The 16,259-nt window shown below is 64.4% G+C and carries 13 protein-coding genes and 1 tRNA gene; 11 read left to right on the top strand and 3 right to left on the bottom strand.

Annotated elements, in window-relative coordinates:
- Positions 1-52: 52 nt before the first annotated feature.
- From ACQR1I_RS07660 to ACQR1I_RS07710, 11 genes are all read left to right on the top strand, one after another.
- Entirely contained in the window at positions 53-643 is a 591-nt protein-coding gene (locus ACQR1I_RS07660) for a Spy/CpxP family protein refolding chaperone (protein WP_434868888.1), read from the top strand.
- Positions 644-808: 165 nt separating this feature from the next.
- A tRNA-Lys gene (locus ACQR1I_RS07665) sits at positions 809-884 on the top strand.
- 618 nt (positions 885-1,502) lie between these two features.
- A complete protein-coding gene (locus ACQR1I_RS07670) occupies positions 1,503-3,044 on the top strand; it encodes a WS/DGAT/MGAT family O-acyltransferase (RefSeq protein ID WP_434868887.1) in 1,542 nt (513 codons plus the stop codon).
- 186 nt (positions 3,045-3,230) lie between these two features.
- The gene (locus ACQR1I_RS07675) at positions 3,231-4,226 is read left to right on the top strand and encodes an alpha/beta fold hydrolase (protein ID WP_434868886.1); all 996 of its coding nucleotides are present in this window, start codon (positions 3,231-3,233) and stop codon (positions 4,224-4,226) included.
- A gap of 177 nt (positions 4,227-4,403) precedes the next feature.
- Complete coding sequence (locus ACQR1I_RS07680) at positions 4,404-7,649, top strand: bifunctional cytochrome P450/NADPH--P450 reductase (RefSeq protein WP_434868885.1); 3,246 nt, start codon at positions 4,404-4,406, stop codon at positions 7,647-7,649.
- Positions 7,650-7,717: 68 nt separating this feature from the next.
- Complete coding sequence (locus ACQR1I_RS07685) at positions 7,718-8,095, top strand: poly(R)-hydroxyalkanoic acid synthase subunit PhaE (RefSeq protein ID WP_434868884.1); 378 nt, start codon at positions 7,718-7,720, stop codon at positions 8,093-8,095.
- Entirely contained in the window at positions 8,092-9,177 is a 1,086-nt protein-coding gene (locus ACQR1I_RS07690; RefSeq protein WP_434868883.1) for a PHA/PHB synthase family protein, read from the top strand. The genes ACQR1I_RS07685 and ACQR1I_RS07690 overlap by 4 nt, the downstream gene beginning before the upstream one ends.
- Positions 9,174-9,767, top strand: a complete 594-nt coding sequence (locus ACQR1I_RS07695) for a GNAT family N-acetyltransferase (protein WP_434868882.1) — start codon at positions 9,174-9,176, stop codon at positions 9,765-9,767. Before ACQR1I_RS07690 ends, ACQR1I_RS07695 begins: the two co-directional genes overlap by 4 nt.
- A gap of 158 nt (positions 9,768-9,925) precedes the next feature.
- Positions 9,926-10,402: a phasin gene (locus ACQR1I_RS07700; RefSeq protein ID WP_434868881.1), complete on the top strand. Its 477-nt coding sequence runs from the start codon at positions 9,926-9,928 to the stop codon at positions 10,400-10,402.
- Positions 10,403-10,480: 78 nt separating this feature from the next.
- On the top strand, positions 10,481-11,764 hold the full coding sequence (locus ACQR1I_RS07705; RefSeq protein WP_434868880.1) for a DUF445 domain-containing protein: 1,284 nt from the start codon (positions 10,481-10,483) through the stop codon (positions 11,762-11,764).
- A gap of 169 nt (positions 11,765-11,933) precedes the next feature.
- On the top strand, positions 11,934-12,704 hold the full coding sequence (locus ACQR1I_RS07710) for an esterase/lipase family protein (protein ID WP_434868879.1): 771 nt from the start codon (positions 11,934-11,936) through the stop codon (positions 12,702-12,704).
- A 187-nt stretch (positions 12,705-12,891) separates the two neighbouring features.
- Here ACQR1I_RS07710 and ACQR1I_RS07715 read toward each other — a convergent pair whose 3' ends face one another.
- From ACQR1I_RS07715 to ACQR1I_RS07725, 3 genes are all read right to left on the bottom strand, one after another.
- Positions 12,892-13,869, bottom strand: coding sequence for a zinc-binding dehydrogenase (locus ACQR1I_RS07715; protein WP_434869107.1), 978 nt, complete (start codon positions 13,867-13,869; stop codon positions 12,892-12,894).
- Between the two features lie 142 nt (positions 13,870-14,011).
- Positions 14,012-15,721, bottom strand: coding sequence for a long-chain-fatty-acid--CoA ligase (locus ACQR1I_RS07720; RefSeq protein WP_434868878.1), 1,710 nt, complete (start codon positions 15,719-15,721; stop codon positions 14,012-14,014).
- Complete coding sequence (locus ACQR1I_RS07725) at positions 15,718-15,951, bottom strand: hypothetical protein (protein ID WP_434868877.1); 234 nt, start codon at positions 15,949-15,951, stop codon at positions 15,718-15,720. Before ACQR1I_RS07725 ends, ACQR1I_RS07720 begins: the two co-directional genes overlap by 4 nt.
- Between the last annotated feature and the right edge of the window lie 308 nt (positions 15,952-16,259).

Consider the following 16,259-nt stretch of genomic DNA (forward strand, 5'->3'; position numbering starts at 1 on the left):
AAGGTGCGGCGCGGCAGGCCCATGCTCGCCCGGCTTTCCAGAGGAGGTTGGCATGAGAAGGTTCACCATTGCCGCTGTCGCCGTGCTCGCAATCGCCGGCTCGACCGCGGTCTACGCCCAGCACCGCGCCTGGTTTCATGATCACATGCACCATGCGCGGATGAATCCCGAGGATCGCGCCGCGATGCTCGACGCGCGCATCGCGTCGGTCCATGCCGGCCTGAAGCTCAACGCCGACCAGGAGAAGCTGTGGTCGCCGGTCGAGAGCGCCGTGCGCGATCTCGCCAAGCTGCGCTTCGACCGCGCCAATGCGCGGATGAACGCCGCCGGCGACGCCCAGGACAAGGATGCCGATCCGGTGGCGCGGCTGCGCGAGCGGGCCGATACGATGGCCGTGACGGCGGACGCAATGAAGAAGGTCGCCGATGCGGCCGACCCGCTCTACAAGACGCTCGACGACGGCCAGAAGCGCCGGCTGTCGATGCTGACCCGGCCGATGGGGCACATGATGGGACCCGACGGTCCGCGCCACCACCGCTGGATGGAGCGCGGCGAGGGCGACGGTCCGCGCTTCGGCGAGCACCGATTCGGCCCGGGCCGCATGGGTTGGTCCGACGAGGAACGCGAGTCCGGACGGCTCTGATCGCCGGTTAACGATCCCTCTGATTTCATGTGGGGAAAACCGCCGCCCGCCGGCGGTTTTTCTGCATCGATTGTGCCGAAAAATCCTCTGACATCGCTGGACATCCCGGAATCCCTTTGCTAAACGACCGGCTCTCGCGGAAGGCTTTCTCCGGATGCAAGATCCGGGCGCATAGCTCAGTTGGTAGAGCAGCTGACTCTTAATCAGCGGGTCCTAGGTTCGAGCCCTAGTGCGCCCACCAAGCCTTCAAAATCCTAGCCACGATCAGCTTCAAAACGGGCCTTCAAGTCAGAAGGTTGGTTGGGAGTTTTCGTTCGTGCTCATCGATTGCGCCGATGTTTGGCGGGACGGCTGCCCGACAGCCGGTGAACGTCTTCATCCGATCTGTGACAGCCCAAATCCCCATCTATGCTTCAGACGTAGCCACGCTGAACGGCTTGATTGCTGACTCGGCAAATTCGTCCTGTCCGCCAAAGTAGTTTGCATCGAGCTCTGCAAAGGCGCGGAGCCTGCGCGCGATCGTCCTCCAGACGCAGTCTGCTTTGCATGGCGTGGATGCGAACGTGCTCCGGCCGCCCCGGAGGGACAGCGCTTGGTGCCGGGCTGCCGTTGGCCTGGGCGGGAGGTATTCGCACCAACCCGAGCCTGCCGCTCTCGCCGTCGTGCCGCGTCGCGATGGTATCTTGTTCTGGCTTGTGCCCGGGGTCCGCCGCCCCGCTGCCAGCGCCCGGGGAGAGCAATTTAAGCAATTTGCCAGATCGGGAACCGTTTGCCATTGCCTATGCGCCGCCGAAACAGGCACTATCCTCAATCTGCTAACGAGCGCGATCAACGCGCTGGATGTTGAGGGGAGGATCAGATGGGTGACGGCAAGAAACTGTCATCGCTGGACGCATCGTTTCTGTATCTCGAGACACCTGAGATGCCGATGCATGTCGGCAGCATGGCGATCTTCCGGCTCCCCGAGGACCACAAGGGCGATTTCTTCGAACAGTTCAAGGCGATGCTCGCCTCGCGGCTGCACCTCGCCCCGATCCTCAAGGCTCGCCTGGAGAAGGCGCCGCTCGACATCGATCACCCTTCCTGGGTCGAGGACGACCAGTTCGACATCGACCGCCACATCTTCCGCGCCAGCCTGCCGGAGCCGCGCGACCGAGCAACTCTCGAGCGCATCGTCGGCTGGATGCACGCCAAGCTCTTGAACCGCGCTCGCCCGCTGTGGGAGTTCTATGTCTTCGAGGGCATGAAGGACAACGAGGTCGGGCTCTATTCAAAGATGCACCACGCCTGCATCGACGGCGGTGCCGGCGCGGCGCTGACCAATATGATCTACGACCTGACGCCGGTGCCGCGGCAGGTTGAGCCGCCGAGCGCGCGGCCGAAGGCCGGGCAGGAGCCGCGCGACATCGCTGCCACCCTTCTCAATGCCTACACCCAGCTATGGAACCAGCCGCTCAATGCCAACTTGGCCAAGGGCATCGAGCTGCCGCGCTCGGGCAAGAGCGATCTCGGCTCGATCCTGTTCGACAACGCCATGTATCAGATCGAGAGCGCGGTGCGTTTCGCCGGCAGCATCCCCTCGATGCTGCAAAGCGTCTCGGACGTCGTCGGCAAGGCCTCCGATCCCGCTGCGCGGCGCAGTCTCGCCAGCATGGCTTCGCCGCCCTCCATCCTGAACAAGTCGATCTCCTCGGAGCGCAGCTTTGCCGGTGCCTCGATCTCGCTGTCGCGGGCCAAGGCGCTCGCCAAGCGGGCCGAGGGCAAGCTCAACGACGTGGTGCTGGCGCTATCCTCCGGCGTGGTGCGCCGCTATCTCGAGGAGCAAGGGGCGTTGCCGCAGAAATCCCTGACCGCGGCGGTGCCGATATCGCTGCGCGAGGAGGGCAACACCGAGGCCAACAACCAGGTGTTCGGCATGATCTGCGGCATCGCCACCGATGTCGCCGATCCCAAGGAGCGGCTGCACACCATTATCGCGCAGTCGACCAAGTCCAAGGAGATGTCGCATCCGCTGCGCGCCTTCATGCCGCAGGTCTCCAACGTCTCCATGCTCGGGACACCGATCCTGGTGCAGATCCTGGCGCTGCTGTACAGCCGCTCCAGCCTGTCCGACGTGCTGCCGCCGGCCGCCAACATCACGGTATCCAACGTGCCGGGGCCGCGGCAGACGCTGTATGCCGCCGGTGCCGAGCTCCTGCACATCTTTCCGGTCTCGATCTCGGCCCATGGGCTCGCGCTCAACATCACCGTGCAGAGCTATCGCGACCAGCTCGATTTCGGGTTCATCGCAGGCGCCAACATCATCCCGCATGTGCAGGTGCTGTGCGACATGCTGCCCGAGGAATTCGAGCGACTCGACAAGGCGTTCGCACCGGCGCCGCGCAAGAGCGCGGCGAGCTGATCGTTCGAGCGTTCTCTTGGGTTGGCTTGGCTGCTCAGCATGGCCGGTACGCTGCCTCTCTTCGCCGTTCGAGGAGAGGGGCGGGGGCGGGCGAACAGCCGAGAGCGTGGTCGTGACGAGTCTCCTCATCCGCCGCGCGGCCGCAGGACAGAACGAGAAATTCTTCGTGTGTTTGAGGAAATGACCATGATCGAGATGCCTCCGCTGCAGTTCGCCACCGTCAACGGCATTCGCATGGGCTATTACGAAGCGGGCCCGACAACCGATGCGCCGCCGCTGGTGCTCTGCCATGGCTGGCCCGAACTGGCGTTCTCCTGGCGCTACCAGATCAAGGCCTTGAGCGAGGCCGGCCTGCGCGTGATCGCACCGGACCAGCGCGGCTACGGCGCGACCGACCGGCCCGAGGCGGTCGAGGACTACGACATGGAGCATCTGACCGGCGACCTCGTCGGGCTGCTCGACCACCTCAAGATCGACAAGGCGATCTTCGTCGGCCATGACTGGGGTGGCTTCGTCGTCTGGCAAATGCCGATGCGGCATCCGGCGCGGGTCGCGGGTGTGATCGGGGTCAACACCCCGCATCTGCCGCGCGCGCCGATCGATCCGGTCGAGCTGTTCCGGCAGCGATACGGCGAGCACATGTATATCGTGCAGTTTCAGGACCGCTCGCGCGCGGCCGACAAGGTCTTCGACGGCCGTGTCGAGCAGACCTTCGACGCGTTCATGCGCAAGCCCGTGCCGCGTAGTCATGACGCGCCGGCGGACCAGCCGGTCGCCGGTGTCGGAGCCTCGCCGCGGGTCAACCTCGCTTTTCCGCAGATGATCGCCAAATACGACGCGCGGCACGATCCGCGCGCCCCGATCCTGTCAGACGAGGAAAAGCAGGTGTTTGTCGACACCTTCCAGCGCACCGGCTTCACCGGCGGCATCAACTGGTACCGCAACTTCACGCGCAACTGGGAGCGCTCGGCGGATCTCGACCACACCGTGCGGGTGCCGTCGCTGATGATCATGGCCGAGAACGATCACGTGCTGCCGCCCTCGGCCGCCGACGGCATGGAGAAGCTCGTGCCGGACCTGGAAAAATATCTGGTGAAGGACAGCGGCCATTGGACGCAGCAGGAGAAGCCGGACGAAGTTTCGGCCAAGCTGATCGAATGGCGGCGACGGCGGTTCGGATGAGGCAAACGTGTTGTTGCGGAGATGTTTTGATGCAAGCAATGCTCGTCGCTGCGGCAACCCCGAATGTCTGACACCAGTGAGAAAGCGTGAATAGCGGGCCGGCAACAATGGCCCATGTGACAGATTCCGAGTTCGCGCTGCGCGCTCCGGAACAAAGGTGAGGGACCGAAAGCGACAATGTCGTCCAGCAACAGACTGAGCCCGATTCCGCAACCGCCGGCCAAGCCCGTGGTCGGCAACATGCTTTCGCTCGATGCGAACGCACCGGTGCAGCATCTGACCCGTCTCGCCAAGGAGTACGGGCCGATCTTCTGGCTCGACATGATGGGCTCGCCGATCGTGATCGCCTCCGGCCATGATCTGGTCGACGAACTCTCCGACGAGAAACGCTTCGACAAGGTGGTCCGCGGCTCGCTGCGGCGGGTGCGCGCCATCGGGGGCGACGGCCTGTTCACGGCCGACACCAAGGAGCCGAACTGGAACAAGGCCCACAACATCCTGCTGCAGCCGTTCGGCAACCGCGCCATGCAGTCCTATCACGCAAGCATGGTCGACATCGCCGATCAGCTCGTCAAGAAATGGGAGCGCCTCAACGCCGACGAGGAGATCGACGTCGTCCACGACATGACGGCCCTCACGCTCGACACCATCGGCCTGTGCGGCTTCGACTACCGCTTCAACTCGTTCTACCGGCGCGACTACCATCCGTTTGTGGAAGGGCTGGTCCGCTCGCTCGAGACCATCATGATGACCCGCGGCCTGCCGTTGGAGCACCTGTGGTTGCAGCGGCGGCGCGCCGTCCTCGCCGAGGACGTCGCGTTCATGAACAAGATGGTCGACGAGATCGTCGCCGAGCGGCGCAAGAACGCCGAATCCGCTGCGGCATCCGCGGATGCCAAGAAGGACATGCTCAACGCGATGATGAGCGGCGTCGATCGGACGACCGGCGAGCAGCTCGATGACGTCAACATCCGCTATCAGATCAACACGTTTCTGATCGCAGGCCATGAGACCACCAGCGGCCTGTTGTCCTACACGATCTGTGCGCTGCTGAAACACCCCGAGGTCCTGAAGAAGGCCTATGAGGAGGTCGATCGCGTCTTTGGCCCCGATATCGATGCCAAGCCGACCTATCAGCAGGTCACGCAGCTCACCTACATCACGCAGATCCTGAAGGAATCGCTGCGGCTGTGGCCGCCGGCGCCGGCCTACGGCATCGCGCCGCTGCAGGACGAGACGATCGGCGGCAAGTACAAGCTGAAGAAGGGCACCTTCATCACCATCCTCGTGACCGCGCTGCATCGTGATCCCAGTGTCTGGGGACCGAACCCCGACGCGTTCGATCCCGAGAATTTCAGCCCGGAGGCGGAGGCCAAGCGCCCGGTCAATGCGTGGAAGCCGTTCGGGAACGGCCAGCGCGCCTGCATCGGCCGCGGCTTTGCCATGCACGAGGCGGCGCTCGCGCTCGGCATGATCCTGCAGCGCTTCAAGCTGATCGACCATCAGCGCTACCAGCTGCATCTCAAGGAGACCCTGACGATGAAGCCGGAAGGCTTCAAGATCAAGGTGCGTCCGCGCAGCGATCGTGATCGCGGCGCTCACGATCCAAAGCGCCCGGGGGCCGCGGCGCCCGGCGCGCCGATCGCGCGTGCGCGCACGCGACCGGGGCACAATACACCGCTCCTGGTGCTGTATGGCTCCAACCTCGGCACCGCCGAGGACATGGCGACGCGCGTGGCCGATCTCGCCGAGGTCAACGGCTTCGCGACTCGGCTTGCCCCGCTCGACGAATTCGCCGGCAAGTTGCCGAAGGACGGCGGCGTGCTGATCTTCTGCGCCTCCTACAACGGAGCGCCGCCCGACAACGCCGGGAAGTTCGTGAGCTGGCTGCGCGGCGAGTTGGCGCCGGATGCGTTCGCGGGGCTGCGTTATGCCGTGTTCGGCTGCGGCAACCGCGATTGGGCCGCGACCTATCAGACGGTGCCGCGCTTCATCGACGATGCGCTGGCGGCGCATGGCGCAAAGCGCGTCCACACGCGCGGCGAGGGCGATGCGCGGAGCGATCTCGACGGCCAGTTCGACACCTGGTTCGCGTCGCTGGGCGCCGCGGCAGCGAAGGAGTTCGGCCTCGACACCGGCTTCAGCCGCAGTGCGGATGATGCGCCGCTCTACTCCGTGGAGCCGGTGGCGCCGACCGCGGCAGGCGCGGTGGTGGCGCTCGGCGGTGCCGCGCCGATGACCATCCTGGCCAGTCGCGAGTTGCAGAACAGGTCGGGTGCCAATCCGTCCGATCGCTCGACGCGGCATATCGAGGTGCAGTTGCCCGCCGGTGTGAGTTATCGCGTCGGCGACCATCTCAGCGTGGTGCCGCGCAACGATCCGGCCCTGGTGGACCAGGTGGCGCGCCGCTTCGGCTTCTCGCCAGCCGACCAGATTCGTTTGCACGTCGCCGAGGGCCGTCGCGCGCAGCTGCCGGCGGGGGAAGCGGTCTCGGTCGGCCGGCTGCTGACTGACTTCGTCGAGCTGCAGCAGGTCGCGACGCGCAAGCAGATCCAGATCATGTCCGAGCATACGCGCTGTCCGGTGACCCGGCCGAAGCTCGCCGCCTTCCTCGGCGACGATGCCGAATCCGGCGAACGCTATCGCGCCGAGATCCTCGCCAAGCGCAAGTCGGTGTACGATCTGCTCGAGGAGTTTCCCGCCTGCGAGCTGCCGTTCCATTCGTACCTCGAAATGCTCACGTTGCTGGCGCCGCGCTACTATTCGATCTCGTCGTCGCCATCGATCGATCCTTCGCGCTGCAGCGTCACCGTCGGCGTGGTCGCGGGACCGGCGGCCTCGGGCCGCGGTGTCTACAAGGGCGTCTGCTCCAACTACCTCGCCTCGCGTCGCGAGGGCGAGAGCGTGTTCGCCACCGTGCGCGAGACCAAGGCCGGTTTCCATCTGCCTGAGGATGCGCAGCTGCCGATCATCATGATCGGGCCAGGCACGGGACTGGCGCCCTTCCGCGGCTTCCTGCACGAGCGCGCCGCGCAAAAGGCGACTGGGAAGTCACTCGGACCCGCGATGCTGTTCTTCGGCTGCCGCCATCCCGAGCAGGACTACCTCTACGCCGATGAGCTCAAGGCGTTCGCGGACGGCGGCATCTGCGAATTGTTCACGGCCTTCTCGCGCCGCGATGGACCGAAAACCTATGTTCAGCACCTGCTCGCCGGCCAGAAGGCGCGGGTCTGGGAATTGATCGAGCAGGGCGCGGTCATCTTCGTCTGCGGCGACGGCTCGAAGATGGAGCCGGACGTCAAGGCGACGCTGATGCAGATCCATCGCGACTGCACCGGATCCGATGGAGAGGCGGCAGCGAACTGGATCGCCGACCTCGGCGCGAAGAACCGTTATGTGCTCGACGTCTGGGCCGGGGGATAGCTCGACTGCCGGGTGCGTCAGCGCGGCAAGCCGCGCGCAGGCATTGGCTGATTTTTGCGGAGGAACTGATGGCCGACAAAGGCAACGATCCATGGGCCATGTGGCAGACGATGCTCGGTGAGATGGAGAAGAGCTTCAATACCTTCGCCGGCCAGGCCGTATCCTCGCCCGAGTTCAGCAAGGCCATGAACCAGGCCGGCGGGGCTTCGGCGGGCGCGCAGAAGCAGATGTCCGAGATGATGGAGAAATATCTCGGCGGAATGAACATGCCGAGCCGGGTGCAGATGGTCGACATGGCCGTGCGCCTGCAGTCCATCGAGGCGCAGCTCGCCGAGATCAAGTCGCTGCTGCTGCAGTCCGGTGCGGCGGCCGGCGCGCCGCGCGCGGGGCAGCCGTCGTCGCCACGTCCGCCACGCACGAAACAGCCGCCCGGAGCGCAAAAATGAGCGCGTTCGCCCCGTTCGACGAACTGGCCTCGATTCCCGAGCGCATTCAGGCCGAGGTGCAGCGCGCGATCCAGCGCAGCATCAAGGGCGTGGAGTATCTCACGACCTCCGGCCCCACGCTGGGCTCGACACCGAAGGATGTCCTGAGCACGCGCGGGACGATGAGTCTCTATCACTATCGCCCGCAGTCCGATGAGATCTATCGGGTGCCGATCCTGATCGTGATGGCGACCACCAATCGCGGCTACATCCTCGACATGGTGCCGGGCCAGAGCTTCATCGAGTTTCTGCTCAAGCGCGGCTACGACGTCTACATGCTGGACTGGACCGCTCCGAATCCGGAGGAGAAGGGCCTGCGGATGGAGGACTATGTCCTCGACTTCATTCCCTATTGCGTCCGCCGCGTGCAGGAGGATTCCGGGGAGCATGACGTCTCGGTCATCGGCTACTGCTTCGGCGGCGTACTGTCGCTGCTGTATGGCTCGATCTTCCACGACGGACCGATGAAGAATCTGATCTGCTTCACCACGCCGATCGATTTCCGCGAGATGACGCTGTTCCAGAATTTCTCCGATCGCCGCTACTTCGACGTCGATCATCTCGTCGATTCCATCGGCAACGTGCCGCCGGAAATGATCTTTTCCTCGTTCGAAATGCTGCGCCCGGCGTCGCGCGCGATCAGCCAGGTGCAGTTGTGGGAGAACATCTGGAACGACGATTACGTCAAATCCTATCGCATGTTCGATCGCTGGGCGACCGACACGCTGCCGCTCGCCGGCGAGTATTTCCGCGCCATCACCAAGGACCTGATGTGGGACAACAAGCTCTACAACGGTACGATGTCGGTCGGCGGGCATCGATGTGATCTCGCCGATATCAAGGTGCCGATCCTGCACGCTGTGGCCGAGCACGACCATATCGTGCCCTATGAAGCGGCAAAGCATCTCATCCCGAAGGTCGGGTCGACCGACAAGGAAGAGGTGATCCTGAAGGGCGGCCACGTGTCGCTGGTCGCCGGCGCCAATGCTGTCCGGCGGCTGTGGCCCAAACTGGATTCCTGGCTAGGTGGACGATCCATATGAGTGAAACGCGATCCTATCCCCGTCACGTCACGACGGATGTCGGCGAAATCGAATTTCGCCTGATGTCGCGCGCCGATGAGGCCGCGGTGCTCGGTTTCGCCCGGGCGCTGCCGACCCATGACCTGTTGTTCCTGCCGCGCAACATCAGCGAGCCCAAGGTGCTGTCGGCCTGGATTGCTGAGATCGAACGCGGGCAGATCACGAGCCTGCTCGCGCTCCGGGGCGGCGAGGTGGTGGGCTGCAGCGCCGTGGTTCGCGATCCGCATTCCTGGTCGCCGCATGTCGGTGAGATCCGGATGGTCATCTCGTCTGGTGCACGGGGGCAGGGGGTCGGGCGGGCGCTCTCGCAGGAGACCTTCGCGCTCGCCCTCGAGGCCGGGCTGGAGAAGCTCACCGTCCAGATGACGGTGGATCAGCGCGGGGCGATTGCGCTGTTCGAGAGCCTCGGATTTCGTGCCGAGGGGCTGTTGCGCGACCAGGTTCGCGATGTCGACGGCAAGACGCACGACATCGTTGTCTTCGGACACGACGTCGCCAGGGTGCGGGCCCAGCTGGACGCCTATGGAGTTCCGGGAGCGGTATCGGGATAGGCCCGAGAGGAAGGCGTTCCATCTCCCGATCTCGGATTCGTGATATCGCGGTGCAACATTAATGTTGCGTTGCACCATTGGCCGTGGCATCAAGACTTCGCCCCGGGCCAAATCCGGACGGGTGAGGCCATAGCTCTCAAGAGGATGGAGACACGATCATGACCACCGAAACCAACACTGTGCTCGACAGCGTCAAGGAAGCCTTTGCTCCCGTGACCGAGGCCTTCAAGAACCTCCAGAACATGGAAGTCCCCGAAGCTGCCCGCGAGTTCGTCAAGAAGTCCGCCAACACCGCCAAGGACCGCGCTGCCGAAGCCTATGCCGGCTCCGAGAAGGTGACGGCCGTGATCGAGACGGCCGTGTCCGATTCCGTCAGCGAGGTCGCGAAGGTCAGCCGCAACATCCAGCAGGCGCTGTATCACGACGCGGAGGCTCTGTTCGCCGGCATCGACAAGCTCGCGTCTGCCAAGTCGTTCGGAGAAGTCGTGCAGATCCAGTCCGAGCTGGCGCGCGCGCACGGCGAAGTGCTGGTCAACCGCGCGAAGTCGACCACTGAGTATTTCGGCAAGCTGGTTGCCAATGGCGCGAAGGTCGCGCAGGACAACTTCTCGAAGGTCGTCAGCAAGACCGCCTGAGCGGTCCTGATGGTCAGCCGCCGGAGGCCCGCGTTTTGCGGGCCTTCTCTTTTTGGCACGGCCGCATAGCTCTGGTTGATGAAAACCGGCTCTTTTTCACTCGACATGCCCGGCGACGCCGCCCGCGCCGCCGAGCTTCGGCGCGTCAAGACGCAGGCGACACTGGTGCTGGTCGGCGCGCTGGCGCTGTTTGCGATTTCAAAATCTCTGGTCGGCACGCATCCGGCGTTCGGCTTCATCGCCGCCTTCGCCGAGGCTGCAGCGATCGGTGGCCTCGCCGACTGGTACGCCGTCGTGGCGCTGTTTCGCCACCCCCTCGGCTTGCCGATCCCGCACACGGCGATCATCCAAATCAATCAGCACCGCATCGCCGACAAGCTCGGCGAGTTCATCGAGGTGCATTTTCTCGAGCAGGCCCCGGTCGAGGCCAAGTTGCGCGAGATCGATTTCGGCTCCTTCATCGCGGATTGGCTGCGCGATCGTAAACGCAGCGACGATCTTGCGCGCTTCACCCTGCGCCTCCTGCCCGAGGCGATTTCTGCGACCGAAACATCGGGGCTGAAGACTTTCATCATTCGCCGCCTGAACAGCCAGTTGCAGGCGATCAATCTGGCTCCGCTCGCCGCCGGCACCTTGCGCGCCTTCGTCGCGGAAGGACGGCACCAGGTGCTGTTCGACGACTTCCTGCGCGTCATTCATGAGACGCTGACTCAGGCCGAGACCGTGGCGATGATCCGCGCCAAGATCCGGGCAGAACTGCCAACCCTGCTGCGGCTCTATCGCGCCGACAAGTTCCTGATGAACAAGATCGTGGCCTCGGCCGGCGCGTTCTTCGAGGAGGTCCGCGGCGATCCCAATCATCCGTTCCGCGGTGAGTTCGATCGCATGGTGCTATCCTTCGTGGAGCGCCTCGGCACCGACCCGACCTACGCCGGACGCATCGACGCGCTGAAGCGCGACCTCCTGGCGCGGCCGGAGCTCGGTGAACTCGCGCAGAGCGTCTGGTCCAATACGCGCTCCTTCATCGAGCGCAGCGCGAGCGGCGAGACTCAGGTGCTGCGGCATTACCTGTCCGGAATGTTCGTGAACGCGGGCGAGACGCTGGCCGGTGATGCCGAACTACGCGGCGAGATCAATCGTGGGTTAGTTACCGTACTCAGGACCTTCATTTCCGATCAGAAGAGCGGCGTGTCGACCTTCATCTCCGACCAGGTCAAGTCCTGGAACATGGAGCAACTCATTTCGGTGATCGAACTGAATATCGGCAAGGACCTGCAGTACATCCGCTTCAACGGCTCGGTGATCGGCGGGCTGGCGGGACTTGTGCTTTATACTGCCGAGGTCCTGCTGCGTTTATTGTGACTGCTTCACTACAGACGCCTGAGATCGCGTTCCCGCCTCTTGTCGAACCGGGCGTTAACCGCTTCAATGAGGGAATCGGTCGTCTGGGCTGATAATAGATTTGCTGCACTGCGGAACAATCGCGCCTGCTCGCGCGTTTTCGGGGCACAGCATGAGAGAGGAAAAAGGCATGTCCGCATCCGCCCACGCGTTCGGTCCGCCGTCGAAGCTCCTGATGCTGTTGGAGGGGCGGGCGCTGCATGAGTTGGGCGCGTTCGTTGCCGCCACGCCGCTGCTGAGCATGGCCCCGCGCGGCGATGGTCATCCGGTGCTGGTGCTGCCCGGCCTCGTTGCCTCTGACGTTTCGACCCGGCCGCTGCGCAGCTTCCTGAAGGGCAAGGGCTACGCCGTGAGCGGCTGGCAGCAGGGCCGCAATCTCGGCCTGCGTCCAGGCGTCCAGCAATCCATGGTCGACCTGGTCGAGCAGATGAACGACAGCCATGGCCGCAAGATCTCGCTCGTCGGCTGGAGCCTTGGCGGGCTGTATGCGCGTCAGCTCGCCAAGATGATGCCGGACCGCGTGCGCAGCGTGATCACGCTCGGCAGCCCGTTTGCGGGTTCGCCCAAATCGACCAACGCCTGGCGCGTCTATGAGTTGGCGAGCGGGCGCCGCGCCGATGAGGAGGATCTGCGGTTCGGCGGACATCTGTCCGAGCCGCCGCCGGTGCCGACGACGGCGATTTTCAGCCGCTCGGATGGCGTCTGTGCCTGGCAGGGCTGCAAGGAAAAACCTTCTTCGATCGCGGAAAGCATCGAGGTCGAAAGCAGCCATTGCGGGATGGGCCATCATCCGGCGGTGGTCTACGCGGTCGCAGACCGGTTGGCGCAGCCTGAAGGGGAATGGCAGCCGTTCGACCGCAGCGGCTGGCGGAGCCTCGTCTTCCCCGATCCGCATCGGTAGTTCGCGGGCCGCGTTGTCGCGGGATTTGTAGGCGGCGCACGTCATGCGTGTCGCCGCCTTTTGCCTTCTTTGTCGACGACATCAAGCGTGAGCCGCGCGCCGGCTAGTCGTCATCACCGTGTTCGGAGATGCCAGCCTGTCGCGCGGTGGTTCGGTCGACAACCGCGCGTCATAGTCAGGAGCTCATTCAAGGCTTCAGCAGCACCTTGCCGGCCTTGCCTGGTGTCAGCGAGGCCTTCACGGCGTCGGCAACTCGCGCGAGTTCGAAGATGCCCTCGATCGGCAGCTTCAGGTCGCCGCTCGCGACGAGTCTCAGCAGCTCGCCGATCAGACGGCCCTTGGTTGCCGCCGGCATCGCGGCGCTGACTTTTGCGCCCCAGAATCCCTTGACGACAGCGTGCTTGAAGATGAGGTCTCCGGAGGAAATCTGCATTGGCTCGCCTGTGGCGGTGCCGAACGACACCAGCAGCCCGTCCTCGCCGAGCAGGGACAGCAACTCGTTGCTGGCCTTGCCGCCAATGGAATCCACCGCCGCGCGGATGGGCGCGCCTCCGGTGATGGCACGGACCTGCTTCTGCCAGCCTGCGGTCGCTGTCGAGACGGCATTCGTGATCCCGAGCGCGCTCAGTTCGTCGACGCCCGCGTCGCGACGGACGAGATTGACGATATGCACGCCGCGCGCGGCCGCGAGCATGGCCAGCGTCTTGCCCACGGCGCCGTTGGCGGTGTTCTGGATCACCCAGTCGCCGCTCTTCACTTCGAGGAATTCAAGCAGTGAGATGGCGCTGAACGGCATGGCAATCAGTTGCGCCGCCGCCTCGTCCGAAATCGCGGCGGGCAGCGGGACGAGCCCGGCAGCAGGGGCGATGAAATACTCGGCCCAGGTGCCGTGGACCGAAGCGACCGCGACGCGCTGGCCGATCGTCGCACCGGTGACGCCGTCGCCGAGAGCGTCGATCGTGCCGACCGCTTCCGAGCCGCCGATGGCCGGCAGCTTGGGCTTGTAGCCATAGCTGCCCCGCACCGTCCAGAGATCATGGTTGTGAATCGGCGACAGGATGGTCTTGATGCGGACCTCGTTGGGGCCCGGTTGGGGAACGGGGCTATCCCCGGCGACGAGGACGTCCGCGGGTTCGCCGAACGCGTTGTGGATGGCACTGCGCATGAAAAGATCCTTGAGATGATGTATCGAAACTAATAACCGCCCGTCCAGCTTGCGCCGAGGCGTCAACGGGCAGCGGCCATCGCTCCTGCAGCCGCAGCCCACGTCGACCTGTCAGTAGCAGGAGCAAGCTGCCCGCGTCGGACTAGGCCGGGCTGGCGCCCTTGCGCTTCTCCTCGTCGTAGAGCTCCTTTTTCGAGAGCTTGCCGACAGCGGTCTTCGGCAGCTCGGCACGGATTTCGAGCGCCTGCACCATTTCGTGCTTGCCGAGCTTGTCTTTCAGAAAGCTCTGCAGCTCGCCGAGGGAAGGGGCCTCCGCTCCAGCCTTCAGCTTGACGAACGCTTTCGGGGACTGGCCACGATACGCGTCGGGAATGCCGATCACCGCGACCTCCTCGACGGAGGGATGCTTGTAGATCGCCTCTTCCAGCACCCGCGGATAGACGTTGTAGCCGCTGCACAGCAGCATGTCCTTGGTGCGATCGACGATGAAGATGAAGCCGTCCTCGTCCATATAGCCGACGTCGCCGGTGCGCATGAAGCCATCGAACGTCGTCACCTCGGCGGTCGCCTGAGGGTTGTTCCAGTAACCCTTCATGACGTTGGCCCCCTTGATGCAGATTTCGCCGCGCTCGCCGAGCGCGACATAGTGCGTGGGGTCGTCGACACTGAGGAACTTGATCACGATGCCAGGCGAAGGCATGCCGCAGGAGCCTGCCTTGCGCATCGCGCCCGGCTGCGCCGGCGTGAAGGTGCCGCTCGGCGAGGTCTCGGTCATGCCCCAGCCTTCGGTCAGCTGACAGCCCGTGATCGCGGCAAATTGCTGCGCGACCTCGAGCGGCAACGGCGCTCCTCCGGAGCCGCAATATTTGAGCGAGCGCAGGCTGTGATTGGGCGTCTCCGGGTGGTTGATCAGTGCGGTGAACATCGTCGGCACGCCGCAGAAGACGCTTATTTGCTTCTGCGCGATCTCGGCCAGCGCCGCCTGCGGATCGAACCGGACATGCTGGACGATCTCCATGCCGTACAGCAGGCCGAACAGCACGTTCACGGTCAGCGCGTAGATGTGGAAGGGCGGCAGCACCGCCAGCAACCGCTCCTGTCCTTCGTGGAGCACCGCCGGCTCGCCGCGCGTGGTCTCCTTGTATTGCTGGCATGCGGCCGACAGATTGCCGTGCGTCAGCATGGCGCCCTTCGGCAGGCCGGTGGTGCCGCCCGTATACTGCAGCACGGCGATGGTTTCGCGCGGATCGGCAATCGGGTGGGTTTCGAACGCGCCGTCATTGTCGAGCAGGTCAACGAAGCTGATGTGGCTGCCGTCCCAGTTGACGTCGCTCACCTGCTTCCCGGCCTTCATCTGGGCGGCGACCGCGTCAGGCGCCGAGGTCATCTCGGCGAGGCTCCCGACCACCAGCTTCTTCAGCCGCGTCTTGCCGAGCATTCCGCCCATCTGCGGATACAGCGTCACGTGGTCGAGCGTGATCAGGATGTCGGTCCGGCTGTCCTCGATCTTGTGCTCCAGCACTTTCGCCGCATCGAGCGGCGAGTAGTTCACGACCGTGCCGCCGGCCTTGAGAACGGCGAAGAACGAGATGATGTAGTGCGGCGTGTTGTGCAGAAACAGGCCTACATGAACCCCGGGCTTTACGCCGAGCTTTTGCAATCCCTGGGCCGCGCGGTTCACGTGATCGCCGAGCTCGCGATAGCTCAGGCGCTTGCCCATGAAATTGACGGCGGGTTGATCCGGCCACTTGGCGATGCTGTCATCGAGAATTTGCTGCACCGGCTTGGGAACGATCGTCGTGTCCCAGCGGACGCCTGGCGGGTAGGACTTTGTCCAGGGCATGTCGTTCATGGCAAAGGTTTCCTGCTGTTGTGCTGCGGATCGGGATAGAGCAGGGCGCTGGTCGAGCGGTCGCTCGCCGCCAGACCCGGCAGGACGAGCACGGGATGACCGTCTCCTTGCGGAGCCCGTCGCAACAGCGGATAAACGGCGGAGAATGCCTGCAACTCAAAGATGCCGCGCATTTCCAGCGCCAGCATCAGCCGCGACGGCGGAGCTACAGGCTCGGTCGCCCGTCCCATGCCAACGTTCCTTCCCCGGTTGGTGCGTCTCGCGCGCCCTGATTTGGGAACAAGGCTATCGGGAACCCGGAGCCTCGGAAAGGCGCAAATGAACCTTTTGGCCGGTGAATTTGAGACACGACGTTGCCGGTCAGCGTGACGCGCGCCTTCTGTCGCCCGATACCGCCGTGCAGGCGGCGGGCGGCTGGTCAGGACACGCTGGCCGCGAGACGGATATCGGACGGACTCTTGCCCGTCCATCGCAGGAACGCATGCCGGAAATTCGCAGCATCGGGAAGAGCGCACCGCGCGCTATCAAGCCCGGAAGA

It is taken from the genome of Bradyrhizobium sp. HKCCYLS2038 (assembly GCF_051167655.1).
In the GTDB taxonomy this organism is placed as follows: domain Bacteria; phylum Pseudomonadota; class Alphaproteobacteria; order Rhizobiales; family Xanthobacteraceae; genus Bradyrhizobium.